Annotated in this window: 21 protein-coding genes and 1 other RNA gene; 16 read left to right on the forward strand and 6 right to left on the reverse strand. The window is 72.3% G+C overall.

All coding sequences use genetic code 11. The features are described from left to right. Positions 1-157: transposase (locus ACIO1C_RS06045; protein WP_401859928.1), on the reverse strand; the 157-nt coding region annotated here is incomplete at its 3' end. Positions 158-193: 36 nt separating this feature from the next. Next, positions 194-3787 carry an FtsK/SpoIIIE domain-containing protein gene (locus tag ACIO1C_RS06050; RefSeq protein WP_401859138.1) on the reverse strand — a complete coding sequence of 1198 codons (3594 nt, stop codon included), beginning with the start codon at positions 3785-3787 and terminating at the stop codon, positions 194-196. Between the two features lie 503 nt (positions 3788-4290). Between ACIO1C_RS06050 and ACIO1C_RS06055 the strand changes: the two genes are divergently transcribed. From ACIO1C_RS06055 to prfB, 3 genes are all read left to right on the forward strand, one after another. Beyond that, positions 4291-6024, forward strand: a complete 1734-nt coding sequence (locus ACIO1C_RS06055) for a serine/threonine-protein kinase (RefSeq protein WP_401859140.1) — start codon at positions 4291-4293, stop codon at positions 6022-6024. Positions 6025-6172: 148 nt separating this feature from the next. After that, the gene (locus ACIO1C_RS06060) at positions 6173-7405 is read left to right on the forward strand and encodes a serine/threonine-protein kinase (RefSeq protein ID WP_401859142.1); all 1233 of its coding nucleotides are present in this window, start codon (positions 6173-6175) and stop codon (positions 7403-7405) included. A 138-nt stretch (positions 7406-7543) separates the two neighbouring features. Then, positions 7544-8650: a peptide chain release factor 2 gene (gene prfB, locus ACIO1C_RS06065; protein WP_327236393.1), complete on the forward strand. Its 1107-nt coding sequence runs from the start codon at positions 7544-7546 to the stop codon at positions 8648-8650. Positions 8651-8707: 57 nt separating this feature from the next. Here the strand turns inward: prfB and ACIO1C_RS06070 are convergent, their stop codons facing one another. Further along, positions 8708-9814: a hypothetical protein gene (locus ACIO1C_RS06070; protein ID WP_401859144.1), complete on the reverse strand. Its 1107-nt coding sequence runs from the start codon at positions 9812-9814 to the stop codon at positions 8708-8710. A gap of 71 nt (positions 9815-9885) precedes the next feature. Then, positions 9886-10080 (reverse strand): hypothetical protein, encoded by a 195-nt coding sequence (locus ACIO1C_RS06075; protein WP_401859146.1) that lies wholly within the window; start codon positions 10078-10080, stop codon positions 9886-9888. A gap of 271 nt (positions 10081-10351) precedes the next feature. On the opposite strand from ACIO1C_RS06075, the gene ftsE reads away from it, so the two are divergent. The 5 genes from ftsE (at position 10352) to ssrA (ending at position 14296) form a co-directional block, all read left to right on the forward strand. Continuing rightward, positions 10352-11041 (forward strand): cell division ATP-binding protein FtsE, encoded by a 690-nt coding sequence (ftsE, locus tag ACIO1C_RS06080; protein WP_161311574.1) that lies wholly within the window; start codon positions 10352-10354, stop codon positions 11039-11041. A gap of 72 nt (positions 11042-11113) precedes the next feature. After that, on the forward strand, positions 11114-12034 hold the full coding sequence (gene ftsX, locus ACIO1C_RS06085) for a permease-like cell division protein FtsX (protein ID WP_401859148.1): 921 nt from the start codon (positions 11114-11116) through the stop codon (positions 12032-12034). Positions 12035-12101: 67 nt separating this feature from the next. Then, complete coding sequence (locus tag ACIO1C_RS06090; RefSeq protein ID WP_401859150.1) at positions 12102-13271, forward strand: S41 family peptidase; 1170 nt, start codon at positions 12102-12104, stop codon at positions 13269-13271. A gap of 35 nt (positions 13272-13306) precedes the next feature. Continuing rightward, positions 13307-13786, forward strand: a complete 480-nt coding sequence (gene smpB / locus ACIO1C_RS06095) for an SsrA-binding protein SmpB (protein ID WP_161307876.1) — start codon at positions 13307-13309, stop codon at positions 13784-13786. A gap of 123 nt (positions 13787-13909) precedes the next feature. Continuing rightward, positions 13910-14296, forward strand: a transfer-messenger RNA (tmRNA) gene (ssrA, locus tag ACIO1C_RS06100). 46 nt (positions 14297-14342) lie between these two features. Here ssrA and ACIO1C_RS06105 read toward each other — a convergent pair. After that, positions 14343-15638 carry an MFS transporter gene (locus ACIO1C_RS06105; protein WP_401859152.1) on the reverse strand — a complete coding sequence of 432 codons (1296 nt, stop codon included), beginning with the start codon at positions 15636-15638 and terminating at the stop codon, positions 14343-14345. An 84-nt stretch (positions 15639-15722) separates the two neighbouring features. Here ACIO1C_RS06105 and ACIO1C_RS06110 point away from each other — a divergent pair, with 84 nt between their 5' ends. From ACIO1C_RS06110 to ACIO1C_RS06130, 5 genes are all read left to right on the forward strand, one after another. Continuing rightward, the gene (locus ACIO1C_RS06110; protein WP_401859154.1) at positions 15723-16670 is read left to right on the forward strand and encodes a LysR family transcriptional regulator; all 948 of its coding nucleotides are present in this window, start codon (positions 15723-15725) and stop codon (positions 16668-16670) included. Positions 16671-16941: 271 nt separating this feature from the next. Next, positions 16942-17643 carry a hypothetical protein gene (locus tag ACIO1C_RS06115; RefSeq protein ID WP_401859156.1) on the forward strand — a complete coding sequence of 234 codons (702 nt, stop codon included), beginning with the start codon at positions 16942-16944 and terminating at the stop codon, positions 17641-17643. A 186-nt stretch (positions 17644-17829) separates the two neighbouring features. After that, positions 17830-19956, forward strand: coding sequence for a glycosyltransferase (locus tag ACIO1C_RS06120; protein WP_401859930.1), 2127 nt, complete (start codon positions 17830-17832; stop codon positions 19954-19956). Beyond that, a complete protein-coding gene (locus ACIO1C_RS06125) occupies positions 19953-21191 on the forward strand; it encodes an acyltransferase (RefSeq protein ID WP_401859158.1) in 1239 nt (412 codons plus the stop codon). The genes ACIO1C_RS06120 and ACIO1C_RS06125 overlap by 4 nt, the downstream gene beginning before the upstream one ends. Before the next feature lie 174 nt (positions 21192-21365). Continuing rightward, positions 21366-21545: a hypothetical protein gene (locus ACIO1C_RS06130; protein WP_401859160.1), complete on the forward strand. Its 180-nt coding sequence runs from the start codon at positions 21366-21368 to the stop codon at positions 21543-21545. 32 nt (positions 21546-21577) lie between these two features. Here the strand turns inward: ACIO1C_RS06130 and ACIO1C_RS06135 are convergent, their stop codons facing one another. Then, positions 21578-23116, reverse strand: coding sequence for an MFS transporter (locus ACIO1C_RS06135; RefSeq protein WP_401859161.1), 1539 nt, complete (start codon positions 23114-23116; stop codon positions 21578-21580). Positions 23117-23356: 240 nt separating this feature from the next. Between ACIO1C_RS06135 and ACIO1C_RS06140 the strand changes: the two genes are divergently transcribed. The 3 genes from ACIO1C_RS06140 to ACIO1C_RS06150 all read left to right on the forward strand — a co-directional run bounded on the left by ACIO1C_RS06140 (position 23357) and on the right by ACIO1C_RS06150 (position 25988). Beyond that, positions 23357-23929 (forward strand): TetR/AcrR family transcriptional regulator, encoded by a 573-nt coding sequence (locus ACIO1C_RS06140; RefSeq protein ID WP_401859163.1) that lies wholly within the window; start codon positions 23357-23359, stop codon positions 23927-23929. A 209-nt stretch (positions 23930-24138) separates the two neighbouring features. Beyond that, entirely contained in the window at positions 24139-25278 is a 1140-nt protein-coding gene (locus tag ACIO1C_RS06145) for a uroporphyrinogen-III synthase (RefSeq protein ID WP_401859165.1), read from the forward strand. Between the two features lie 110 nt (positions 25279-25388). Then, positions 25389-25988, forward strand: coding sequence for a CGNR zinc finger domain-containing protein (locus ACIO1C_RS06150; protein WP_401859167.1), 600 nt, complete (start codon positions 25389-25391; stop codon positions 25986-25988). Positions 25989-26030: the final 42 nt, after the last annotated feature.

Genomic DNA, 26030 nt, shown 5'->3' on the forward strand with positions numbered 1-26030 from the left:
CCGGGAGATCCCGCCAGGCCGCCCCGGTCGACAGCTTCCACAAGATCCCGTTCATCACCTGCCGCCGGTCCCGCACAGGCCGCCCCATCCGCGACCGCGGCAACAACGGCTCCACCACAGCCCACGACTCATCACTCAACTCATGACGCCTCACCACGACTTACCAACGAACCAACCACTTTGCGGACACGCCCTAGGGGTGGGCCGGAGCGAGAGGCGCGACCGGTACGGCGTGGACGGACCGGGCCGCGCGTTCCAGGGCGCTGGCGAGCAGCGCCAGGTCCGTCGGTCCGTTGCCCAGCTCCCTGACGGGCCTGCGGGCCGGCGGGTCGCCCATGCGCTCCCACTCCAGCGGTACGACGGTCGGCCGCAGCGTCGCCGTACGGGGGATACGGCCCGTCACCCGGCCGCCCTGGAACGGGGTGACCCGGCCGTCCGGATGGCCGAGGCGGCCCCGGCCCGGCGACGGATCGTCCGGGGAAGGGGTCGCGGGCGGCGGGTCCAGCACCACACGGAGCCGGGCGCCCTGCGCCAGATCCGTGTCGCTGGTGCGGTTCGGACAGGCGGACGACGCCACCAGATGCACGCCGAGCCGCTCGCCGTCCCTGGCCACCGCCTCCAGCGCCCGGACGACGGAACCGGCGGCCGGGCGGCCGGGGCTGCCGAGCGCGGGAGCCACCAGCGCGTCGAAGTCGTCCACCAGCACGACGAGCCGGGGCAGCGACGGCTGTTCCGGCTCCGGTTCCGGTTCCGTACGCGCCGAGGTCGTCCTGAGCCGGAGCGTGCCGCCGGACGGCGTCCGCTGTTCGGTGCCGCTCGGCGGGCGCGGGCCGACCATCCGCTCCGCCACCTCGCGCCTGCTGTGCCATTCGGTGAAGTCCAGCCGGCCCAGCAGCTCCGCACGCCGTTTCAGCTCCGCGCCCAGCGCCTGGGCGAACTCGCGCATCCGCACCGGCTCCGAGGCGACCAACAGCTCCAGGACGTGCGGCAGTTCCGTACAGGCCCCGAGCCCCTCGCCCCGCTCGCCGCCCGCGCCGTCCACCAGCAGCAGCCCCAGCCGGTCGGGCCGGTCGGCGGCGGCCAGCGAGGCGGCGACGGAGCGCAGCAGTTCCGAACGGCCGCTGCCGGACGGGCCCTCGATCAGCAGATGCGGGCCCTCCTCGGCCAGATCGACACTCACGGGGCCGTGCGGCCCGGCGCCGAGCACCGCCGTGCAGTCGGCCGTGCCGTCCGCTGCGGACGCCCAACGGGCCATCAGGGACGCCGGGGTGGCCCGCGCCAGCCCCAACTCGTCGAGCAGCCGCGCCGACGACGGCAGCGCGGCGGCGGGCCGCCCCGGGCCGCCGCCACCGACCGCCGTACGCAGCGGCGCCAGCGCCCGGCCGAAGCGCTCGGCCCAGGCCGGCGAGACCGCGTCCACGACGGCGACCGTGCCGTGCCCCGCGGGCTCCCCCACCGCCGTACGCAACAGGCGCAGCGCGGTGGCCACGTCGCCGCTCAGCAGGCCGACCGCCCCGCACTCACGGAAGGGCAGCGAGGCCGCGCACGCCGTCTCGTAGGTCGCGGCGACCGGTGAGAGGGGCGAGGCGGCCGGGGTCTCGGCCAGACAGATCAGATGGATGCCGGCGGCGGCGCCGGCGCTCGCCAGCCGCGCCGTCACCTGGCGCAGCGAGGCGGAACCGGGATCACCGTCCACGACCACGACCGTGTACGGCCCCTCGTGGGCCTCGGCCGCCCGCGCGACGGACTCCGGGCCGGCCGAGGCCCACCCCGTGCCGAGCGGCCCGGCGTCGAGCCTGCGGGTCAGCTCGGCGGTCCTGGCGGTGGCCTGGTCCCGGTCGTAGGCGAGCAGCAGCCGGCAGTCCTGGCCGTGCGCGGGGCGCACCTGGGGGAGCCAGCCGAGCCAGCCCCACTCCTGTCTGCGCTGCTCGGGGGTGCGCGCCCGGTCCGTGCTGATCAGGACGATCTCCAGATCGGCGGGGGAGTGCAGCGCGGCGAGCTGGGCGACGACCGAGCGGGCCAGGCCGGTCAGCCGCTCCCGGGGGCCGGCCAGGCCGAGCGAACCGGCCTCGCGCAGCCCGAGGGTCACGGGCACGCCGGGCAGCAGCCCCGCGCCGTCCGGCGCCGGGCGGTCCGCCGTGCCCAGCCGGACGACCAGCGCCTCGGTGTGGTGGCTGTCGCGCTCCCAGAGCCGGGGCCCCGGGCCGAGCGCCGTCAGCAGGACTTCGGCGGGGTCCGGCCAGGTCTCCGCGAGAGGGGCGCGCCCCGCCGGGCCGGCCGGGGGCCGGGGGCCCGGGGCGCTCTCGGCGGGTTCTTCCTCCCGGCTCCCGGCCAGCCGCCTGGCCCACGCTCCTATGCCGCCGCGCCGCCGGGCGGCGGCGTCGGGCAGCTGGGTGCCCCGGGTGGGCGTGCCCTGACGGCGGGTGCCGGTGGTCCTGCTGTGCGACTGGGGGCCGTCTCCGTGTTCGTCGTCGGCGGGCGCGTACGGCTGCTCGCTGTCCGCCGCCCTGCTGTGCGCGCCTCCGGGGCCGGTGTCGGCGTCGGAGCCCCGGCCTTCGGAGCCCCTGCCGTCAGCGCCCGGTCCTGAGGTCGAGAAGCCGTAGTGCGTGTCGACGGCGCTCCGGGGGTCGGGCACCCGTGAGTCACGGGGCCGGCCGCCGTACGAGTGGACCGTCCGGCCGTGGGGCTCCTCGGGCGCGTTCCGGTCCTGCCCGGTGCCGTACGCGTCCCTCGCGCCGTGGCGCGGATCCTGCCCGGAGGCACGGCCGGAGCCGGGCTGGAGTCCGGGGCGCAGTCCGGGCTGAGCGGTGTGCTGGGGTCCGCGCGGGGACCCCTCGCCGTACGAGCCGTCCTGTGAGCCGTCCCACGGCGGCCCCTGGGGCTGTCCCTGCCGCGCTCCCGGTACGGACCGCTGCTCCGGGAACGGCGACCCTGCCCCGGACGAACCGGACCCGGACGAACCGGACCCGGACCGCTGTCCGCCGTACTGGGGCCCCGGCGAGGCCCCCGCGGGGCCGAGGCCCGAGCCGTCCGTGCCGTACCCCCCGGAGCCGTACGCGCCCGTCTCCGTGGACCTGCCGTCGGCGTCGCCCGCGCGCGCGTCGTCCTCGTACCCGCCCGCGTACCCGTCCCCGCCCGCCGGGCGCACCACCCGCAGATGGCCCTCCCCGTCCGGGGTCGTCGGCAGCGGGGGCGTCAGGCCGCCCGTCATGAGCCGGACCGCCGACTCGCCGATCCGCAGCAGCGCCCCGGGCGGCAGCCGGACCGGCCGGGGCCCGACCTCGGCGCCCTCCAGCGTCGTACCGTTCGTCGAGCCGAGGTCCGCGACCGACACCCCGCCGTCGTCCGCGACCGTCACCGCGCAGTGCAGCCGCGAGACGTCCGGGTCGTCGAGCGGGACGTCCGCGTCGGCGGAGCGGCCGATCCTGATCTGCCCGCCGTGCAGCAGATGGACCCCGCCCGCGTCGGGCCCCGCGACCACCCGCAGCTGGGCCGGCGCGTCCATCTCCGCCACGCCGTGCGTCTCGTCCTGCCCCGGGACCTGGAGGGAGAGCACCGCGCCGTCGATCAGCGGCGGCTCCCCGAGGGCGCAGCGCTGCGCGTCGAGCCGCTCGGCGCCCGCGTACAGCACCACGGTGCCCGACGCGTCGGGTCCCGACACGGCGGTGGCGAGGGCGGAGGCGACGGCGGCCAGCGCCGTCCCGGCGGGTGCGGTGACGAGCACGTCGCACGCGCGTCCCGCGGCGTGGCCGCTGCGCGGCGCGAGGACGGTCAGCCGGATCTGCATCGCGTCAGCGGTCCCTTCTGCGCGGGGTCCCCGGCTCTGCGCGGGGTGCCCGGCAGGGGTACTGCCCTGTGATTCCCCCCACCACGCACGGGACGCGTCGTCCGGTACAGGTCGGCGCGTACGGTGCCGTCCCCGGCCGGCACCCGACGCGCTGAGGGCATCCTCGCACCTGCCACCGACAACACGCCCGGGGGCCGCAGACAAGTGATCTTGAATGGTCGGCTGTGGGTGCAAAAGTGCCTGCTTGGGCGCCCCTTGGAACGACGTTGAGATCATCACTGATGCCCGGGGGACAGCCGTTCGGCAACCATCACCTTCCGGTTCGCGTCTCTCGTCCCGACGGGACAGACGTGCGACACGCATGCGACAGACGTACGACTGTCAGTGCGACGGGACCTGTCGATGACCGGCCTCCGACTCGTTCGGCCGGTCTAAAGTGGGTCGGAACCCCGGCGGGTCCGGGACGATGCAAGAGGACACACCAGCAGCAGGGAGCCCATGACGTGCGGCCGGTAGGCAGCAAGTACCTCCTGGAGGAGCCGCTCGGACGCGGCGCCACCGGTGTCGTCTGGCGGGCCCGTCAGCGCGAGACCGCGGGTGCCGAGGCGGCCGTCGCCGGCCAGCCCGGCGAGACCGTCGCGATCAAGGTCCTCAAGGAGGAGCTGGCCAACGACGCGGACGTCGTGATGCGGTTCCTGCGGGAGCGCTCCGTCCTGCTCCGCCTCACGCACCCCAACATCGTGCGTACCCGCGACCTGGTCGTGGAGGGGGACCTCCTCGCCCTCGTCATGGACCTGGTCGACGGCCCCGACCTGCACCGCTACCTGCGCGACAACGGCCCGTTCAGCCCCGTCGCCGCCTCCCTGCTCACCGCACAGATCGCGGACGCGCTCGCCGCCAGCCACGCGGACGGCGTCGTCCACCGCGACCTCAAGCCCGCCAACGTCCTCCTGAAGGACGACAACGGGCAGATGCACCCGATGCTCACCGACTTCGGCATCGCGCGCCTCGCGGACTCGCCGGGCCTGACCCGTACCCACGAATTTGTCGGCACGCCCGCGTATGTCGCACCGGAGTCCGCCGAGGGTCGTCCGCAGACGTCCGCCGTCGACATCTACGGCGCGGGCATCCTGATGTACGAGCTGGTCACGGGCCACCCGCCGTTCGCCGGGGCGACCGCCCTTGAAGTGCTGCACCGCCACCTCAGCGAGGAGCCGCGCCGGCCCTCGACCGTGCCCGAGCCGCTCTGGACGGTCATCGAGCGCTGCCTGCGCAAGAACCCCGACCAGCGGCCCAGCGCCGAGAACCTGGCCCGCGCGCTGCGGGTCGTCGCCGCCGGGGTCGGAGTCCATTCCAGTGCCGCCCAGATCGACGCGGCGCTCGGCGTCGGCGCGCTGCTCGCGCCCGACCCGGCGCCCGCCGCCGTGCCGGACACCCCGGGCGCGGCGGACCCGACGCAGGTCCTGCCGAGCAACGCCGCCGCCTTCGACCCGAACGCGGCGACCAGCTTCCTGCCCTCCGGCGGATACGCGGGAGCGGGCGGCCCCGGCGGTCCCGGCGGTCCCGGACAGGGGTACGGCGCGCCCGGCCCGAACGCCGACCCGACGTCGGTCATGCCACCCGTACCCCCGGGAGAACCGGACGGCCCGCACCCCTGGCAGAGCCAGCTCCAGGCCGCCAGGGACCGCAACGAACAGACCCAGGTCCAGTACCTCGACCCCAGCCAGGACCCGCTGCGCCGCCGTCCGCACCGGCCGCAGCCCCCGCGCCAGCAGCAGCCGCCGCCTCCGCCCGAGAACCGGCAGGCGGCGCAACAGGGGTACCCGCAGCAACAGCAACAGCAACAGCAGCCGCAGTCGCGCCAGCAGCAACGGCAGCAACGGCAGCAACAACAGCAGCAACAGCCTCAGCAGCAGCGGTACGCCCCGCCGCCCCCGCAGCAACAGCAGTACGCCCCGCCGCAGCCGCCGCCCCAGCAACCGGCCCCCCGGCAGCCGCGTGAGCCACGCCAGCCCCGCCAGCGCAGCGCCAACCCGATGCGCATTCCGGGCCTCGGCTGCCTCAAGGGCTGTCTCTTCACGCTGGTGGTGCTGTTCGTGGCCGGCTGGCTGGTCTGGGAGCTGACACCGCTCCAGGACTGGATCGGTACGAGTAAGAGTTTCCTGTCGACGATCGGCGACGGCATCTCCTCGGTGTCGAAGTGGATCTCGGATCTGGGGAATTCGACCGGCGCGTAGTGACCCTTTCGAGGGCAATACGGCGGCGCGGACAGCCCAGAACCACACTTTTCGCCCCACGGAGGTGCGGGCGTGTCCCGGCCTGGGCACTGAACACCCCGATTGCCGCGTACTTTGAGGGGCAACGCCAGCCGCTGAGGGAGCAGTCTTGGCACGGAATATCGGCAGCCGGTACATCGCCCACCAGATCCTGGGACGGGGCAGCGCCGGCACGGTGTGGCTCGGCGAGGGGCCCGAAGGCCCCGTCGCCATCAAGCTGTTGCGCGAGGACCTGGCGTCCGACCAGGAGCTCGTCGGGCGCTTCGTCCAGGAGCGCACGGCCCTGCTCGGGCTCGACCACCCCCGGGTGGTCGGCGTCCGCGACCTCGTCGTGGACGGCAACGACCTCGCGCTGGTCATGGAGTTGGTACGCGGCACCGACTTGCGCACCCGTCTCGACCGCGAGCGCAGACTCGCCCCCGAGGCGGCCGTCGCGATCGTCGCCGATGTCGCCGACGCGCTCGCGGCCGCCCACAAGGCCGGGATCGTGCACCGCGACGTCAAGCCGGAGAACATCCTGCTCGACATGGAGGGGCCGCTCGGCCCCGGCGGCGCCCACCCGGCGCTGCTCACCGACTTCGGCGTCGCCAAGCTGATCGACACCCCGCGCCGTACGAAGGCGACCAGGATCATCGGCACACCGGACTACCTGGCGCCCGAGATCGTCGAAGGGCTCCCGCCGCGCGCGGCCGTCGACATCTACGCGCTCGCCACCGTCCTGTACGAACTGCTCGCCGGCTTCACGCCGTTCGGCGGCGGCCACCCCGGAGCCGTACTGCGCCGGCACGTCACCGAGACCGTCGTGCCGCTGCCCGGCATCCCCGACGAGCTGTGGCAGCTGCTCGTCCAGTGCCTGGCGAAGGCGCCGGCCTCCCGGCTGCGCGCCTCGGAACTCGCCGCCCGCCTGCGGGAACAGCTGCCGGGACTCGCGGGCATCCCGCCGCTGGACGTGGACGAGCCGGACGGTGAGCCGACCGAGCAGCCGTACGAGGAACCGCGGCCCGGTTCCCCCGAGGAGCCGCGCCGCCGCGGCGCGGTCCCGCTCGTGCCCGGCGCCGTACCGGACTCCAACCGGGACACCCACACCAGCATGCGCGTCCCGGCGCCGGACGAGCTGGCGGGCGGCGCGCGCGGTACGGCCCGCGCGCCCCGGTCGCCGAGCCTGCGCAAGCCGGGCGCGGCCCGGCACAAGGCGGAGACCGTGCGCAAGCGCCGTATCACCCTGGCGGTAGCGGCGGTCCTGCTGGCGGCCGCCCTGGGCGGGGGCGGCTGGCTGGCCGCGAGCGGCGGCGGGGACGGCCCCCCGCAGGATTCCAAGCGGACGACATCCCCGGAGCCGTAGCCGTAGGGGGAGCTGTGAGGGCGGGACCGTGGGCACGCGGCTGTAGGCGCGGGGCTGTAGGCGCGGCGGATACGCGGGGACGGGACCCCCGAAGCCCGCGGGGGGAGGGTTCGCGCGCTCAGCCGTTACGCTGGACCCGTGGCAGTCGTCGATGTATCCGAAGAGCTGAAGTCCCTCTCCTCGACCATGGGGTCGATCGAGGCCGTCCTGGACCTCGACAAACTGAGGGCCGACATCGCCGTGCTCGAGGAGCAGGCCGCGGCCCCGTCCCTGTGGGACGACCCGGAGGCCGCGCAGAAGATCACCAGCAAGCTTTCGCACCTCCAGGCCGAACTCCGCAAGACGGAGACCCTGCGCGGGCGCATCGACGACCTGGAGATCCTGTTCGAGCTCGCCGAGGGCGAGGACGACGCCGACGCGCTCGCCGAGGCCGAGGCCGAGCTGGAGTCGGTGCGCAAGGCGCTGGACGAGATGGAGGTCCGTACGCTCCTTTCCGGCCAGTACGACGCCCGTGAGGCGCTGGTCAACATCCGCGCCGAGGCGGGCGGGGTGGACGCCGCGGACTTCGCGGAGCAGCTCCAGCGGATGTACCTGCGCTGGGCCGAGCGCCACAACTACGGCACGGAGATCTACGAGACGTCCTTCGCGGAAGAGGCCGGCATCAAGTCGACCACCTTCGCGGTGAAGGTCCCGTACGCCTACGGCACGCTCTCCGTGGAGCAGGGCACCCACCGCCTGGTCCGTATCTCGCCGTTCGACAACCAGGGCCGCCGCCAGACGTCGTTCGCCGGTGTCGAGGTGCTGCCGGTCGTGGAGTCCAGCGACCATGTCGAGATCGACGAGTCCGAGCTGCGCGTGGACGTGTACCGCGCCTCGGGTCCCGGCGGACAGGGCGTCAACACCACCGACTCCGCGGTGCGGATCACCCACGTACCGACCGGCATCGTCGTCTCCTGCCAGAACGAGCGGTCGCAGATCCAGAACAAGGCGAGCGCGATGAACGTGCTCCAGGCGAAGCTGCTCGAACGCCGCCGCCAGGAGGAGCAGGCCGAGATGGACGCCCTCAAGGGCGACGGCGGCAACTCCTGGGGAAACCAGATGCGTTCGTACGTCCTGCACCCCTACCAGATGGTCAAGGACCTGCGGACAGACTTCGAGGTCGGCAATCCGCACGCGGTGCTCGACGGGGAGATCGACGGTTTCCTCGAGGCCGGAATTCGCTGGCGCAAGCAGCGCGAACGGTAAAAACGCGCTTTGTCGACACGGGAACTGCCGCCCCAGGGGCGGCAGTTCCCTTTTGTGTCACAGTTGGATGCCCATGCCCGGGACATCTGGCGTGAATCCGGTCATCGCGCGCGCGGCGGCCTTGACGCGTATATGGAAAATGGGAAAGCTGCCCGTGGCATGCGTATTCCTGGGGCGCGTGTGACCGGGGGCGGACCAGATGTACCCCCCGCGCGGCCGCTGCCCCGGACGCTGCACCTCAACGAATCGGCTACTGGGGGTAGCAAGCAGATGACCAAGAAGACACGCGTTCGCGTGGCGCGGATCGCGGCGGGCGCGGTGATCGCCGCCGGCGCGTCGCTGACCGTCGCGGGCGTCGCACAGGCCGCAGGTGTGGGTGTGACCGTAGACGCCGGTCTCGGTATCGGCAATGACGGAGACCCGGGTGGCGTCGATGGAGGCGGCGACCCGGGCGGCGTGGACGGTGGCGCCGACCAGGGTGGTGCCGCTGCCGTTGGTGGCGGTGAGCAGGGTGGTGCCGCCGCCGTTGGTGGTGGCGAGCAGGGTGGTGCTGCCGCGGTCGGTGGTGGCGAGCAGGGTGGTGCCGCTGCCGTTGGTGGTGGCGAGCAGGGTGGTGCTGCCGCGGTCGGTGGTGGCGAGCAGGGTGGCGCCGCTGCCGTTGGTGGCGGTGAGCAAGGTGGTGCCGACCAGGGTGGTGCTGCTGCCGTTGGCGGTGGCGAGCAGGGTGGTGCTGCCGCGGTTGGTGGTGGCGAGCAGGGTGGTGCTGCCGCGGTTGGTGGTGGCGAGCAGGGTGGTGCCGCTGCCGTTGGTGGTGGCGAGCAAGGTGGTGCCGGTGAGCAGGGCGGCACCGGCGACCAGGGCGGTACCGGTGACGGTGGCGCGACCACGAGCGGCAACACGAGCGGCGGGGGCACCACCGGCGGTGGCGACACCGGCGGCTCCGCCTCCACGACCGGTGGCGGCGGGACCGACACCGACAGCCTCGGCTCTCAGCCGGTGCAGCAGGGTGAGGCCAAGGAGGAGCTGGCGGAAACCGGTGCCTTCGAGACCACGTTCCTGCTGATCGGCGCCGCGACCATGATCGCGGGTGGCATCGGATTCCGGATGCTGCCGCGTCTGGTGGCCGGCGGACGTACCGCCGTCTGAGGACGTCGTCCTGGGCATCGTCCACGACATACGGAAGGGCCCGGACACCGTGCATGGTGTCCGGGCCCTTCCCATGTTCGCGCCGCGCGCTACGCGGTCTGCTGCACCGCCACGAAGGCCACCGCGGCGAGCAGCACAACGATCATCGTCAGCAGGGCCACCGGGCTCAGGCCGCCGAAGGGGCCCTCCTGCTGGAGGCGCTCCCGGCTCGCCCGGCAGACGCGGCACCTGCCCTCGCTGACGGGTCCCGCGCAGTTGGCGCACACCAATCTGTCGTAGGTCATGCGCATTCCTCCTCACCGCGCGGCGGAGCCGCAGCCAGTGTCTCCCCGCTCAACGCTCGGGGAATCGTGACTGTTCCCCTTACCACTGTGCCAGTTCCCGGCCGGTTCGGCGCGCCCGGCCGGTTTCCGGTGTGACCGCTGCCACTGGCGGACGCCGCGCATCCGTGATAAATCGCCCAAGCCCGTCCCAACCTCCGCAGCGGACTGCGCGCGCCAGTCGGGTTCGCGTAAGGTCACGCACACCTGCTCCCGGCCGACCGTGGTGTATCTCGTGATTCGATTCGACAACGTTTCCAAGACCTACCCGAGGCAGAACCGCCCCGCGCTGCGTGATGTCTCGCTCGACATCGAGAAGGGGGAGTTCGTCTTCCTCGTCGGCTCGTCCGGTTCCGGCAAGTCGACCTTCCTGAGACTGATCCTCCGCGAGGAGCGCACCAGCACCGGCATGGTCCACGTCCTCGGCAAGGACCTGGCGCGCCTGTCCAACTGGAAGGTGCCCCAGATGCGCCGCCAGCTGGGCACGGTCTTCCAGGACTTCCGGCTGCTGCCGAACAAGACCGTCGCGCAGAACGTGGCGTTCGCGCAGGAGGTCATCGGCAAGTCCCGCGGCGAGACCCGCAAGTCCGTCCCGCAGGTCCTCGACCTGGTCGGACTCGGCGGCAAGGAGGACCGGATGCCCGGTGAACTCTCCGGTGGTGAGCAGCAGCGCGTCGCCATCGCGCGGGCCTTCGTGAACCGCCCCATGCTGCTGATCGCGGACGAGCCGACCGGTAACCTCGACCCGCAGACCTCCGTGGGCATCATGAAGCTGCTGGACCGCATCAACCGCACTGGTACGACCGTGCTGATGGCGACGCACGACCAGAACATCGTCGACCAGATGCGCAAGCGCGTGCTGGAACTCGACCAGGGCCGCCTGGTGCGCGACCAGGTGCGCGGCGTCTACGGCTACCAGCACTGAGCACGGCCCGCGTCGCGTACGTACGGGGCAGTGAGCACGACCGCATTGAGCACCGAAAGCTGAAAGGACGCCATGCGCGCCCAGTTCGTCCTGTCGGAGATCGGCGTCGGCCTCCGCCGCAATCTCACGATGACCTTCGCCGTCATCATCTCCGTGGCCCTCTCGCTCGCCCTGTTCGGCGGCGCGCTGCTCATGCGCGATCAGGTCAGCACGATGAAGGACTACTGGTACGACAAGGTCAACGTCTCCATCTTCCTCTGCAACAAGGGAGATGTGACGACGTCGCCGCAGTGCACCAAGGGCGCGGTCACGACGGAGCAGCGGAATCAGATCGAGGGCGATCTGAAGAAGATGACGACGATCGTCGAGACCGTTCACTACGAGAACGCCGATGAAGCGTACAAGCACTACAAGGAGCAGTACGGCGATTCGCCGCTCGCCGCCACCATCACCCCGGACCAGATGCCGGAGTCCTTCCGCGTCAAGCTCAAGGACCCCGAGAAGTACAAGGTGGTGGCGACCGCCTTCGCGGGGCGGGACGGTGTCCAGTCCGTCCAGGACCAGCGCGACATCCTCCAGAACCTGTTCGGGCTGATGCAGGGCATGAATGTCGCCGCGCTCTTCGTCATGGCGCTGATGCTCGTCATCGCGATCATGCTGATCGTCAACACCGTGCGGGTGTCGGCGTTCAGCCGACGGCGTGAGACCGGGATCATGCGCCTGGTGGGCGCCTCCAGCTTCTACATCCAGATGCCGTTCATCATGGAGGCCGCGTTTGCCGGGCTGCTCGGTGGTGTCGTCGCGTGCGCGATGTTGCTCCTCGGGCGTTACTTCCTGATCGATCATGGTCTTGATCTGTCGCACAAGATGGAACTCGTCAACTTCATCGGCTGGGACGCCGTGCTGACCAAGCTCCCGCTGGTGCTGGCGATCGCGCTGCTGATGCCCGCTCTCGCCGCTTTCATCGCGTTGCGCAAGTACCTCAGGGTGTGACAAGTGCCCTTGGCGTCGTGTCGCCAAGGACCCGTTCGCCGGGGGGCGTTGTCCTAGACTCAACGCCATGTCGGGCTCCGAGTTGCCTCAAAGATCCCGCGGCGTCCGCCGTGGCGCGGCCCTGACCTTCGTATTCGCCAGTGTGCTGGCCACGGCCGCGGCCACGAACTCCCTGCCGCGCAGCGACGAGAAATCGCCGGTGCTGCCGCTGCGCGCCGCCTCCTCCACGGTCCACGGCGACGACGTCGCCCGGGCCGCCGCCGAGGCGATGGCCGACGGCAAGTCGGCCACGGAAGCGGCCGAGGAGGTCGTCAGCCGCAGCGGTGACCGCTGGGGCGCGGTGTACGACAAGAGTGAGTACGAGGAGTTTGAACAGGGCCTCGACGGCCGGTACACCGGAGTCGGGCTCGCGGCCCGCGGCGCGGCGGGCGGTCTGATCGAGGTGACCCGGGTCCAGCCCGGGGCGCCCGCGGCCCGGGCGGGCATCAAGGCCGGGGACACCGTACGGACCATCGACGGCGCGTCCGTCGCGAAGCGGCCCGTGACGGACGTCATGGCGCTGCTGCGCGGCGACACGAAGAGCGCGCCGGCCGGCTCCTCCGTGGTGCTGGGCCTGGAGCGGGACGGCCACCGCTGGACGCGTACGCTGCGGCGGGCCGAGCTGACCACCGAGTCGGTCACGGTCGGCACGCTGGCGGGCGGCGCCCGGCTGATCAAGGTCGAGGCGTTCACGAAGGGCACGGGCGCGCGGGTACGGGACGCGGTGTTGGACGCCCCCGACGAGGCCGGCGTCCTCCTCGACCTGCGGGGCAACGGCGGCGGGCTGGTCTCCGAGGCCGTCACGGCCGCCTCCGCGTTCCTGGACGGCGGCCTGGTCGCCACGTACGACATAAACGGGGAGCAGCGGGTGTTGAACGCTGATCCGGGGGGCGACACCACCCGGCCCCTGGTGGTGCTGGTCGACAGCGGGACGATGAGCGCGGCCGAGCTGGTGACGGGCGCGCTCCAGGACCGGGGCCGGTCCATCACGGTCGGGGCGCGTACGTTCGGCAAGGGCTCGGTGCAGATGCCGAGCAAGCTGCCGGACGGCTCCGTCGCCGAGCTGACCGTCGGGCACTACCGCACGCCGGCCGGCCACGGGGTCGACGGCCGGGGCATCACCCCCGACGTGCAGGTGAGCGAGCGGGCACAGGACCGGGCGCGGACGGTGCTCAGCGGCCTCGGCGGAAATGGTTAAGGAAAACCGCGTCCAGGTGCGAAAATGGAAGGACTATGGCTAAGGAAACAGGGCGCAAGCTGATCGCGCAGAACAAGAAGGCGCGGCACGACTACCTCATTATCGACACCTACGAGTGCGGTCTGGTGCTGACCGGCACCGAGGTGAAGTCCCTGCGCCAGGGGCGGGCGTCGCTGACGGACGGCTTCGTCCAGATCGACGGGGGCGAGGCCTGGCTGCACAACGTGCACGTACCGGAGTACACGCAGGGGACGTGGACCAACCACAGCGCCCGGCGCAAGCGGAAGCTCCTGATGCACCGGCTGGAGATCGACAAGCTGGACTCCAAGTCGAGCGAGTCGGGGCACACGATCGTGCCGCTGGCCATGTACTTCAAGGACGGCCGGGCGAAGATCGAGATCGCGCTGGCGAAGGGCAAGAAGGAGTACGACAAGCGGCAGACGCTGCGGGAGAAGCAGGATCTGCGCGAGACGAACCGCGCGGTCGCGGCGGTCAGGCGCAAGCAGCGGGCCTGACTGTTCCGGGCGCCGGCGGACGCCGTGCCGGGAATACGCGTGGACCGTGCTCTGTTGATCACGTAGGATGGGCCGTGCACTCCATCGAGGGTGCATGCAGGAAGCAGTTTGAAAAAACAACATGGGGATGATCGGTTTCGACAGCGGATGTCGAAGCAGGTGAAGCGAGCCGAGGAAGCGGCAATGATCTCGTAAACCATATGTCGCAAACTATAATCGCCACTTCTAAGCGCGATTCCTCCGCCTTCGCTCTCGCTGCCTAATTAGCAGCTAGCGAAGACTCCGCGGAGTGTCAGCCCGGGGCTGTTCCCGACCCGGATCCTGGCATCAATTAGGGAACTAAACTTCTAGGTCCGGTCACGGGACCTGGAAGGAAATCAAACAGTGACTGAGCCCGTCGGAGACTTGTCCGTGTGATCTCCGGGGCCGAGAAAAACGTAGCGGACTGCGCTCGGAGAAGCCCTGATTCTGCACCGTTGGACGCGGGTTCGATTCCCGCCATCTCCACAAACCCCATGTGAGGCCGAGGCCCCGCTGCCCCCAAGGCAGCGGGGCCTCAGTCGTGCCCGGACGGCGCAGACACCCCGGCCCTCGGTCCGCTCGCTCCGGCGACCGCGGCCAGCAAGGCGAGCAGGGCGGCGGCCGGGGGGACGGCGTACCCGAGCGCCGGGCCCAGGCGCTCCACCGTCCAGCCACCCACCGCCGAGCCGGCCGCGATGCCGCCGAGCAGGGCGGTGACGGCCAAGGTCATGCCCTCGTTCAGCCGGCCCGCCGGGGAGAGGCCCTGGACCAGTCCCATCGCCGTCACCATGGTCGGGGCCGTCGCCGCGCCCGCCAGCAGGAGGCTCCCGGCCAGCAGCGGCAGGGAACCGGACACGGCGGCCAGCAGGGGTACGGCCAGCAGCGCGCTCATCGCGGCCAGGCAGGCCATCAGCCGGCGGCCGGCCCGGGGCGGCGGCGGGAGCAGGCCCAGCAGGAGTCCGGCCGCGCACGACCCGCCGGCCTGGAGCGCCAGCACCGCGCCGCCCGCCCAGGCGGGATGACCGCCGCCGTCCGCGTAGGCGAGGGTCACGACCTCGGTCGCGCCGAAGACCGCGCCCGTGGCGAGGAGGACGACGAGCAGCGCGGTCAGCGCGGGGGAGCGGAGAGGGGCGCGCGCCGCCCCCGTACCCCCGGAGGCCGGTGGCTCGGTGGACCGCTGCGCCGCGAAGGCCAGGATCCCGGCCAGCAGGAGGACCGCACCGGCCAGCGTGCCCGCCTCCGGGAAGAGCGCGGAGCAGAGCACGGCGGCCAGCACCGGCCCCAGCATGAAACACAGCTCGTCGGCGGCCTGTTCGAACGAGCGGGCGGTGTGCCGCGCCGCCCGGTGCTCCGGGGTGTCCGCGCGGAACAGACGGGCCCAGCGCGCACGGGACATGCCGCCCGTGTTGGGGGTCGTGGCGGTCGCGGCGTACGCGGCGAAGAGCGTCCAGTCCGGTGCGCGGTGGCGGACGCAGAGCACCAGGGCGAGTGAGCCGAGGACGGCCAACCCGGCGGCGGGCACGGCGATCCGCGCCTGCCCGTGCCGGTCGGTCAGGCGTGCCACCCCGGGGGCGACCAGGGCGGTGACGGCGAGACCGGTGGCGGTGACGGCCCCGGCGAGCGCGTACGAGCCCCGCTGTCCGGCGATCATGATCACGGCGCTGACGGTGAACATCCCGGCGGGGAGCCGCGCGAGCAGGGATCCGGCGGTGAAGGCGCGGGCGCCCGGGGGCGCGAAGAGGCGGGCGTACGGATTCGCACGCCGGGCCGGGCGCCGGTACGCCGGTACGTGCTCATGGGCTTGGGGTGGACGGCCGGTGAATCGAGGCATGGCCTCACCCTCACGGCCGGTGCGGCGCGCGGTCCAACACCTGATCAGTGGCCATTCACGCACCTGTGTTGTTGAATGCGGCGGATGTCCCGAGACATCGAACCCAGACTCCTCCGCGCCTTTGTCACCGCCGCCGAGGAACTGCACTTCACCCGGGCCGCCGCGCGGCTGTACGTCGCTCAGCAGGCCCTCAGCCGTGACATCCGGCGCCTGGAGCGGGAGTTGGGTGTCGAACTCTTCGTCAGGACCACCCGGCAGGTGGCGCTCACGGGGGACGGTGAGCGGCTTCTGCCGTATGCCCGGCGGGTGTTGGCGGCGCAGGACGCCCTGCTCGCCGCCTGCGCCGATGTGCCGAGGACGTTGCTCGTGGACCTCAACTCCGAGGGGCTGACCTCCGGGCGGGTGCTGGCGCGGGCTCGTGAACTCGCCCCGGAATGCGAGCTGATGGCGCGGTTCGAGAGCGGGCTGACCGGTGCCGCCGTGGAGATGCTCGCCGGACGGCTCGACGTGTCCTTCGGGTACTTCGACGGGCTCGCGCCGGGGCTGCGCGCCGGGTTGCGGTGTCAGCTGGTGCGGTACGAGCCGATGGCTGTCCTGCTGCCGTACGACCATCCGCTGGCCGGCCGCGCGGAGGTGCCGCTCGCCGCGCTCGCCGGGGAGCGGGTGTACGCGGGGGCCGGTAATCCGCGGACGCTGGAGTGGACCGCGCTGGCCCGGCAGCTCTTCGCGGGGCGGTCCATCGCGGTCGAAGATCCGGCGCCGATGGCCGTCGGGCGGGAGGAGTTCCGGCGGATCATGGCGAAACATCGCACCCCCGTCCTCACCGTGGTGGACGCGCCGGAGATGCCGGGGGCGGTGCTGCGGCCGCTCGTCGCTCCCGTACCCCTGTCACCCGTGTTTCTGGTGTGGCGGGAGGGGCTGAAACACGCCGGTGTGAATGCTTTGCGGGCCGCTGCGGTCGAACTCGGCAGGGACGGCGGGTGGCTTGAAGTGTTACCCATGAGTTGGGTTCCCCGCCCGTCACAGCATTGATGCATGGTGTCCGTCAAGCCGAGGTACGGGCGCCACCTCCTTGCGCTACATTCGTCGTCCGGGTGCGGTGTGGTAGGGGGCATTCCGGTTCAGGTGGGGGCCTGGGCCGACGGCCTGCCCGACCAGTCGATTGCGCGCCCAAGACGGTCAGTGGGGGATGTGCGCAGTGGTGGAAAAATGGCGAGATGGCGCCCGAATCGGGCATTCGCATGAGCCGATTGATGTCACTATCGAACTGGATGGCCTCGGTCGTCAGCTCTCGGAGCTGCCCATGGGTACCCACCCCGCGCAGGAGTCAGGTCCCGCGCGGGAGGGTCAGGGGGACGGTTCCGACGGCCCGGTGTTCGTCGATGCCAGCGGTCGGCGGGGCAGGAAGTTCCGGCGGGCCGGCTGGGTCGTGGCGATCGCCTGCGCCTGTTACGCGGTGATGCTGGGCGCGGCCGTCATAGGCGGCAGCTCCAGCGCGCCGTGGCTGCAAATACCCGGCCTCGCGGACAAAAAGAAACCCGATACGGTCGAAAACAAGCCAGCCCCAACAGCGACACGATCAGGCTCACAAGCGCCGGGTGGACCCGCGGTCCTGCCCACGGCGACGGACTCCAACGGCCTGGCCATTCCCGGCCCTTCGGGCAGCGTCCCGCCCGGCGCCACGGGCACGCCCGTCCCCGGTGTGTCGAAGCCCGGGGCCACGGTGAAGGCTCCGACCGGCGGCGCCGGAACGGCCGCGGGCGCCGGCGCGGGAGCGGGCGCGGCGGGAGGTGCGGGCGGTACGGACCCGGGCACCGGGGCCCCGTCCGTACCCGGCGGCCCCCCGGTCGACGACCCCGGGACCGCCGCCGGCGGGAGTGGCGGCGAGTCGCCACCGGCCTCCCCGGACTCCAGCCCCCCGCCCGTCGACCCGACCACCCCGCCGGCCGATCCGCCGCCGGACCAGGCGGGGGCTCAGCAACTGGCCGCGGAAGGAGCGCACTAGATGCCTTCCTCCCGCAGACGCCCACCCGACGGCGCCGCCGCCCACGGCCGGACGTCCTCCGGCGGACGGGCCCGCCACGACGGCGCCGTCCGCCAGGACCGCGCCGCCCCTCGGGGCCGTACCTCCCGCCAGGGCCGTACCTCTCGTCAGAACCGCACCACCCGCGCCGCCCGCCGCAGACTGCCCATGCGCTACCTGCTGCCGTCGCTCGTCCTCGTCGCCATGCTCGCGATGCTCATGCTCCGCGGCTACGTCCACAGCGAGATACTCGCCGACCACCGCGTCCGCCCCCCGGTCGCCACCGACCAGGTGCCCGACCGGATCCTCGACGGCGGCCCCGTCATCGACGCACGCTCCGCCGCGGCCCCCGCGAAGTCGCTGGGCATCCCCGACGGCCGGCTGGTCCTGACGTTCGACGACGGCCCCGACCCGCGGTGGACGCCCAAGGTCCTGGACGAACTGAAGAAGTACCACGCCCACGCCGTCTTCTTCGTGACGGGCACGATGGCCTCGCGCTACCCGGCCCTGGTGAAGCGGATGGTGGACGAGGGCCACGAGGTCGGCCTGCACACCTTCAGCCACCCCGACCTCTCGTACCAGACCAGAACCAGGACCAACTGGGAGCTGACGCAGAACCAGTTGGCGCTGGCGGGCGCGGCCGGCGTCAGGACCTCGCTCTTCCGCCCGCCGTACTCCTCCTTCGCCGACGCCATGGACAATAAGTCCTGGCCGGTCACGAAGTACATCGGCAGCCTCGGCTACATCACCGTCCTCGACAGCGTCGACAGCGAGGACTGGAAGCGGCCCGGCGCCGACAGGATCGTGGAGTGGGCCACCCCGAAGGGCCACCGGGGCTCGATCGTGCTGATGCACGACTCCGGCGGCGACCGCTCGCAGACCGTCGAGGCCCTCGGCCGCTATCTGCCCGCCATGCAGGAGCGCGGCTTCCGCTTCGTCAATCTCACCGAGGCGCTCGGCGCGCCCAGCGCCCTCACCCCGGTCACCGGCGCCGACCTGTGGAAGGGGAAGGCCTGGGTGGCCGCGGTCACCCTCTCGGACAGCGTCACCGATGTCCTGGCCGTCGGCCTGGCCGTGATCGGCGTTCTCGTCCTCGTCCGCTTCGGCCTGATGCTGGCGCTGTCCTTCGCGCACGCGCGCAAGGTCCGCCGCCGCGGCTTCCGCTGGGGCGACCCGGTCACCGAACCGGTCACCGTGCTCGTCCCCGCGTACAACGAACGCGAGTGCATCGCCAACACCGTCCGCTCCCTGATGGAGAGCGGCCACCCCATCGAGGTCGTGGTCGTCGACGACGGCTCCACCGACGGGACGGCCGACATCGTCGAGGAGATGTGGCTGCCCAACGTCCACGTCGTACGGCAGGAGAACGCCGGAAAGCCCGCCGCGCTCAACAACGGCATCGCACACGCCCGCCACGACATCATCGTGATGATGGACGGCGACACCGTCTTCGAGCCCTCCACCGTCGGCGAGCTGGTGCAGCCCTTCGGCGATCCGCGCGTCGGAGCCGTGGCGGGCAACGCCAAGGTCGGCAACCGCGACACCCTCATCGGGGCCTGGCAGCACATCGAGTACGTGATGGGCTTCAACCTGGACCGGCGGATGTACGACCTGCTGCGCTGCATGCCCACCATCCCCGGCGCGGTCGGCGCCTTCCGGCGCCAGGCCCTGGAGCGGGTCGGCGGGATGAGCGACGACACCCTCGCCGAGGACACCGACATCACCATGGCCCTGCACCGCGACGGCTGGCGTGTCGTGTACGCCGAGCGCGCCCGCGCCTGGACCGAGGCGCCCGAGTCGGTCCAGCAGTTGTGGTCCCAGCGCTACCGCTGGAGCTACGGCACGATGCAGGCGATCTGGAAGCACCGCGGGGCCCTGGTCGAACGCGGGCCCTCCGGCCGCTTCGGCCGTGTCGGGCTGCCGCTGGTCTCCCTCTTCATGGTGCTGGCGCCGCTGCTCGCGCCCCTGATCGACGTGTTCCTGCTGTACGGCCTGGTCTTCGGACCGACCCAGAAGACCATCGTGGCGTGGCTCGGCGTCCTGCTCGTCCAGGCGGTCTGCGCCGCGTACGCCTTCCGGCTCGACCGGGAGCGGATGACCCACCTGATCTCCCTGCCGCTCCAGCAGATCCTCTACCGGCAGCTCATGTACGTCGTGCTGCTCCAGTCCTGGATCACCGCGCTCACCGGCGGCCGGCTGCGCTGGCAGAAGCTGCGCCGTACGGGAGTGGTGGAGGCACCGGGCTCGGTGCCGGCCCCACGGGGACGCAGCGGTGAGCGGAGGCCGGTGGCATGAGCGTTCCTTCGGTGGACACCGGGGGCGTACCCCGAGCGCGGCACAAGGCGGTCGCGCGGACCGGCGCTCCGCAGACAGGCGCTCCGCAGGCCGGCGCCTCGCGGACGGGAGCCCCACAGACCGGCGCCGCGCAAGCCGTTCCCGGCCGTGACCGCTACCTCGATCTGCTGCGCGCGGTCGCGCTCGTCCGCGTCGTGGTCTTCCATGTCTTCGGGTGGGCCTGGCTGACGATCGTCTTCCCCTCGATGGGCGTGATGTTCGCGCTGGCGGGCTCGCTGATGGCCCGCTCGCTCTCCAGCCGCACCCCCTGGAGCGTGATCCGCGGGCGGCTGCGCCGGCTGCTGCCGCCCATGTGGGCGTTCGCGGCGGTGGTCGTACCGGTGATCTTCCTGCTGGGCTGGCACCCGGCGCGGGAGGAGGGGCTGTGGGGTCTGGCCAAGCTGGGCAACTACCTCCTGCCGCTCGGCTCCCCGCCGTACCCGGACCCGAGCGGGTCGGCGAGCGGCTGGCTGGAGGAGTCCTGGGCGGACCAGGCGGTGGGACCGCTCTGGTACATCCGCGCGTACGTATGGTTCGTCCTCGCGTCCCCCGTGCTGCTGTGGGCGTTCCGCAAGGTGCCGTGGGCGGCGCTGGCGTTCCCGCTCGTCCTCACCGCCGCGATCGAGACGGGTCTGCTGACGATCCCCGGCGAGACCGGCCTCGCGGTGACCGACTTCGCGGTGTACGGCGCCTGCTGGGTGCTCGGATTCGCCCACCAGGACGGGCTGTTCCGGAGGATCCCGCGCTATCTGACGGTCTCGCTGGCCGCGCTGGTCATGGCCTTCGGCCTGTGGTGGGCCTCGGGCCATCCGGGCCCCGAGGGGTGGAACCTCGACGAGATGCCCCTCACCGAGGCGACCTGGTCGCTGGGGTTCGTGGCGATCCTGCTCCAGTACGCCCCGTCCTGGCGCGAACTCCCGGGCCGGCTGGCGCGGTTCGACCCGCTGGTCACCCTGGCCAACAACCGTGCCGTGACGATCTACCTCTGGCACAACCTGCTGATCATGGCGACGGTCCCGATGATCGACCAGCTCTGGAACATCCCGGGCATCGACGCGTTCTCGGCCGAACTGGACGCCTCGTACGGGGTGCTGAGCCTGATCCTGGTCTGGCCGCTGATCGGCCTGATGATCCTGGCGGTGGGCTGGGTGGAGGACGCCGCGGCGAGACGCCGCCCACGGCTCTGGCCGGCCTGAGTCCCGTACGTGACCCGGGGGCGTGCGCCCACTTCGGCGCGCTCCGTGTCCCCCGTCTGTGTCCTCTGTCGCCCCGGCTACGGCCCGCCTCTGCCCGGACGCGCCGAAACGTACCGATCCTTGTGCGAGGACGGAAACGGACCGGATCGGCGCGAGGACGGAAGGCACATGCGAATGTCGGAACAAGGCCGCGACCACCCGGGAGCGCGCGAGCGCGCGCTCTCCGGCTGCGACGTCTGCGCCGCCCTGCGCAAGCAGCGCGCGGACGCGCGGCGGGTGGGCGACCACGGCGCGGCGCTGGCGTACGGCCGGGAGCTGGAGAACCACCCGCACCCGGCCGCCGCCTCCCGCTGACCTCGCCGGGCCCGCGTGCCGTCCGTGACCGCCTACATGTGGACGGCCTGGATTCCTTCCGGAGCCGGTTGCGGACGGCCGCCCCGGTACATCACCAGGGCGAGCACCGCGCCGACGGCGAAGATGCCGGCCGACCACCAGTAGGCGGTCGAGTAGCTCTCCAGCTGCGCCTGGGCGAGCGCCACCGGGGTCGGCTTCCGGTCCGACAGGTAGTTCGTCGCCGCGCTCGCCGCCAGCGTGCTCAGCAGCGCGGTGCCGATCGAACCGCCCACCTGCTGCATGGTGTTGACGGTGGCCGAGGCGACCCCCGCGTCCTCCGCGGAGACCCCCGAGGTGGACACGCTCATCGCGGTCGGCATCACCAGGCCGAGTCCGAAGCCGATGACCAGCAGCGGCGGGAGCACATGGGCCGAGTAGGTGCTGGTCAGGTCGAGCGCGGTGAGCCACGCCATGCCGACGGCGGCCATCGCCATGCCCAGCGGGACGATCGGCCGGGGGCCGTACTTCGGCAGCAGGCTGTTGGTGACCAGCGTCGCGGCGACCATCAGGATGCCGATCATCGGCAGGAAGGCGAGGCCGGTCTTGACCGGCGTGTAGTGCAGCGAGGACTGGAGGTAGTAGGTCAGGAAGAGGAAGACCCCGAACATGCCCGCACCGGAGATGGCGAGCATCGTGAAGGACGCCCCGCGGTCGCGGTCGAGCAGGACGCGCAGCGGCAGCAGCGGGTGCTTCGACCTGGTCTGCCACCAGCTGAACGCCGCCAGCAGTATCCCGCCGGCCAGCAGGAAGCCCCACGTCTGCGGGGAGCTCCAGTCGTGCGTCTCGGCGTTGGAGAAGCCGTAGACCAGCCCGAAGAGGCCGGTGGTGACCAGGACGGTGCCCGGCAGGTCCAGCTTCGGCCGGTCGGCCGGGGCGCCCTTGCGCAGGAAGACCAGGCCGCCGATGAAGGCGAACACGGCGAAGAAGAGGTTGACGTAGAGCGTCCAGCGCCAGCTCAGGTGCTCGGTGAGCAGACCGCCGAGCAGCAGGCCGACGCCGCCGCCCGCGCCGCCGATGGCGCCGTAGATCCCGAAGGCCTTGGCGCGCTCCTTGGCCCCGGTGAAGGTCGTGTTGAGCAGGGCCAGCGCGGCCGGTGCGAGCATCGCGCCGAACACGCCCTGGAGGGCGCGGCCGGTGACCAGCACCTCGAAGTTCTGTGCGGCCCCGGCCAGTGCCGAGGCGCCGGCGAAGCCGACGACGCCTATGAGGAAGACGATCCGGCGGCCGAGGAGGTCGGCCAGGCGTCCGCCGAGCAGCAGCAGGCTGCCGAAGGCGAGCGCGTACGACGTGACGATCCACTGCCGATTGTTGTCGTTGAAGCCGAGCGCCTGCTGGGCCGAGGGCAGGGCGATGTTCACGACGGTCGCGTCGAGGACCACCATCAGCTGGGCCAGCGCGATGACGGTCAGCACCCACCACCGGTGGTTCGCGCGCTCCGGTTTGTCCGTCTCCCGCGCCGTATCGGGCGGGACCTTGTTCTGCTGGGGTACGGGGTCACCGACGGACGTGTCGGCGGGGGACTTGGCTGCCATGGGCCGGACTCCTGAAGTGGGACGGCAAAGGAGAACGAAACTGTTTCGTACTCAGCTGACCATAGGACCGCCCCGGCCGAAACGCAAAAGATTCACTGCCGGTGGCTACCTCCTCACGCCCTGGATGTGCGACGCTCCCGTTCGCGGATGTGCAACGCTCCAGGTCGCGGGGGTGGGGCAGGTCCGGGGTACGTTGGTAGTGTACGAAACAGTTTCGTTCGTTGGTGGAGGTGATCGGCCGTGGCAGGCACCAGGCTCAAGCCGGAGCGTGAGGCCGAGATGTACGCGGCGGTGCTCGACCTGTTGCGGGAGCTCGGGTACGACGCGCTGACGATGGACGCCGTCGCCGCCCGTACCCGCTCCAGCAAGGCGACGCTCTACCGCCAGTGGGGGAGCAAGGCCGAGCTGGTGGTCCGCGCGCTGCGGCACAACAAGCCCGCCGCGCTCCAGGAGATCGACACCGGATCGCTCCGCGGGGACTTCCACGCGATGGCCAGCCTCAGCGACGACTGCAAGATGGAGGAGGACGCCGCCCTGATGCGGAGCCTGCTCCACGTCGTGCACGCGAACCCCGACCTCCACCGGGCGCTGCGCGAGCTGCTGGTCGAGCCGGAGATGACGGGGCTCGGCATACTGCTGCGGCGCGCCGTGGACCGCGGCGAGCTGCCGGCGGACCATCCCGCGTTCCCCTTCGTCACCCACATGCTGGTGGGCGCGTTTGTCGCGCGGCAGCTCATCGAGGACAAGCCGGTCGACCGCGCGTTCCTCACGGACTACCTCGACGCGGTCGTCCTCCCCGCCCTCGGCGTCTGACCGCCGCCTCCGCAAGGGCGGTATACCTTCGCCCGCCCGCGCCGGGGTCCGTACGGGTGGAGGTCGAGCCCAGACCCGGTGGCGTACGGGTCGGTGGCGGCCCGTACGTAACGCCGCCGAAATACCCGCGCACCGGGCCTGTCACGCACCCTTGGCAGGCTCGGTCGCCTCAACGGTGACGGGTGACGGACGAGCGGGGCCGGCGAGGCATGGACGGACAACAGCACGGCCCCCTCTCGGGGTTCACGATCGGCGTCACGGCGGCCCGGCGCGCGGCCGAACTCGGCGAGCTGCTCCGGCGCCGCGGGGGCGTCGTCCTGCACGCGCCCGCCCTGCGGATCGTGCCGCTCGCCGACGACACCGAACTCCGCGCCGCCACCGAGGACTTGATCGAGCACGCGCCGGACGTGGCCGTGGCGACCACGGCCGTCGGCTTCCGCGGCTGGGTGGAGGCCGCCGGCGGCTGGGGACGCGGGGAGGAACTCCTCGACCGCCTGCGCGGGGTGGAGTTGCTCGCCCGGGGGCCCAAGGTCAGGGGCGCGATCCGGGCCGCCGGGCTCGTCGAGGCCTGGTCACCGCCGTCCGAGTCGATGGCCGACGTGCTGGAACGGCTGCTGGGGGAGGGCGTCGAGGGCCGCAGGATCGCCGTGCAGCTGCACGGCGAACCCCTGCCCGGATTCGCCGAGTCGCTGCGGGCCGGGGGCGCCGACGTCGTTGTCGTACCCGTCCACCGGTGGATGCCCCCGGCGGACCCCGGACCCGTCGACCGCCTGATCGAGGCCACCGTCGCCCGCGCCGTGGACGCCGTCACCTTCACCAGCGCGGCCGCCGCCGCCTCGATGCTCGCGCGCGCCGAAGACCGGGGCCGGCTGGCCGACCTGCTCGGCGCCCTCCACCACGACGTGCTGGCGGCCTGTGTGGGACCGGTCACCGCGCTGCCGCTCCAGGCGCGGGGCATCGACACCGTCCAGCCGGACCGCTTCCGCATGGGCCCGCTCGTCCAGGTGCTCTGCGCCGAACTGCCCGCCCGCGCCCGTACGTTGCCGGTCGCGGGGCGGCGCGTCGAGATACGCGGCCACGCCGTCCTGGTCGACGGCGACCTGCGTCCCGTACCCCCGGCGGGCATGGCCCTGCTGCACGCGCTGACCAGGCGGCCGGGATGGGTGGTGTCGCGCGGGGAACTGCTGCGGGCGCTGCCCGGTTCGGGGCGCGACGAACACGCGGTGGAGACGGCGATGGCCCGGCTCAGGACCGCGCTGGGCGCCCCCACACTGATCCACACGGTGGTCAAGCGCGGCTACCGGCTGGCGCTGGACCCGTCGGCCGACACCAAGTACGGGGCCGGCTGACATCACGGCGTGCCGGTAGCAGGGGTTCCGGACGCGCTTCGGGGCAGGCACTCTGAGAGGACGGCGCGGCGACGGCGCTCCCCGGTGAACCCCGAGGCGGTGACAGGCACATGGCGGCGGGCATGGGCTCGTACGAGTGGCGGTTCGACTCAGGGCGGGTCTGCCTGGACCTGGTCGCGACCGGGGAACCCGCTCCCAGAGGGGCCGAGCGGGCCGAGCGGCTCGACCGTGCCGACCGGCTGGAGCGGTGGCTGGTCGGCTCAGGACTGGTCCCGGAGGGCACCGCGCTCGTCGCGGTTGACGGCGGCTGGGTCGGGCGGTTCGCGGAGCTGCGCGAGGGCATCGGCCGGCTGGTGCGCGCCGAGATCGAGGGACACGACGCCGGGGGCGCGCTGGAGCGCGTCAACGCGCTGGCGGCCGGGGCGCCGCCCGGGATCAGGGCCGTACGGGACGAGGACGGCGGTCTGGTACGGGTGCTGGCCGGCGAGCCCGGGTGCGAGGCGCTCCTCTCGGCGATCGCGCGGGACGCCGTGGACCTGCTCACGGATCCCGCCGCCCGGTCCCGGCTGCGCCAGTGCGACGGCGACAGCTGCCGGCGGATGTACCTCGACACCTCGCGCGGCCGGCGCCGGCGCTGGTGCTCCAGCGAGGTCTGCGGCAACCGCGAGCGGGTCGCCCGCCACCGCCGCAGGGCCGCCGCGGTCCTCTGACAAGAAGGCCGCGGTTCCCTGACAAGAAGTCTGACAAGAGGA

This window comes from Streptomyces sp. NPDC087420 (genome assembly GCF_044744165.1).
In the GTDB taxonomy this organism is placed as follows: Bacteria; Actinomycetota; Actinomycetes; order Streptomycetales; family Streptomycetaceae; genus Streptomyces.

Excerpts from the sequence above, each read along its gene's own strand:
- ACIO1C_RS06145 (WP_401859165.1), top strand. The coding sequence starts at position 24,139 with ATGGACGGACAACAGCACGGCCCCCTCTCGGGGTTCACGATCGGCGTC.
- ACIO1C_RS06070 (WP_401859144.1), bottom strand. The coding sequence starts at position 9,814 with ATGCCCAGGACGACGTCCTCAGACGGCGGTACGTCCGCCGGCCACCAG.
- ACIO1C_RS06105 (WP_401859152.1), bottom strand. The coding sequence starts at position 15,638 with ATGCCTCGATTCACCGGCCGTCCACCCCAAGCCCATGAGCACGTACCG.
- ACIO1C_RS06050 (WP_401859138.1), bottom strand. The coding sequence starts at position 3,787 with ATGCAGATCCGGCTGACCGTCCTCGCGCCGCGCAGCGGCCACGCCGCG.
- ACIO1C_RS06110 (WP_401859154.1), top strand. The coding sequence starts at position 15,723 with ATGTCCCGAGACATCGAACCCAGACTCCTCCGCGCCTTTGTCACCGCC.
- ACIO1C_RS06075 (WP_401859146.1), bottom strand. The coding sequence starts at position 10,080 with ATGACCTACGACAGATTGGTGTGCGCCAACTGCGCGGGACCCGTCAGC.
- ACIO1C_RS06130 (WP_401859160.1), top strand. The coding sequence starts at position 21,366 with ATGTCGGAACAAGGCCGCGACCACCCGGGAGCGCGCGAGCGCGCGCTC.
- ACIO1C_RS06125 (WP_401859158.1), top strand. The coding sequence starts at position 19,953 with ATGAGCGTTCCTTCGGTGGACACCGGGGGCGTACCCCGAGCGCGGCAC.
- ACIO1C_RS06150 (WP_401859167.1), top strand. The coding sequence starts at position 25,389 with ATGGCGGCGGGCATGGGCTCGTACGAGTGGCGGTTCGACTCAGGGCGG.
- ftsX (WP_401859148.1), top strand. The coding sequence starts at position 11,114 with ATGCGCGCCCAGTTCGTCCTGTCGGAGATCGGCGTCGGCCTCCGCCGC.
- ACIO1C_RS06115 (WP_401859156.1), top strand. The coding sequence starts at position 16,942 with ATGGGTACCCACCCCGCGCAGGAGTCAGGTCCCGCGCGGGAGGGTCAG.
- ACIO1C_RS06120 (WP_401859930.1), top strand. The coding sequence starts at position 17,830 with ATGCGCTACCTGCTGCCGTCGCTCGTCCTCGTCGCCATGCTCGCGATG.
- smpB (WP_161307876.1), top strand. The coding sequence starts at position 13,307 with ATGGCTAAGGAAACAGGGCGCAAGCTGATCGCGCAGAACAAGAAGGCG.
- ACIO1C_RS06090 (WP_401859150.1), top strand. The coding sequence starts at position 12,102 with ATGTCGGGCTCCGAGTTGCCTCAAAGATCCCGCGGCGTCCGCCGTGGC.
- ACIO1C_RS06135 (WP_401859161.1), bottom strand. The coding sequence starts at position 23,116 with ATGGCAGCCAAGTCCCCCGCCGACACGTCCGTCGGTGACCCCGTACCC.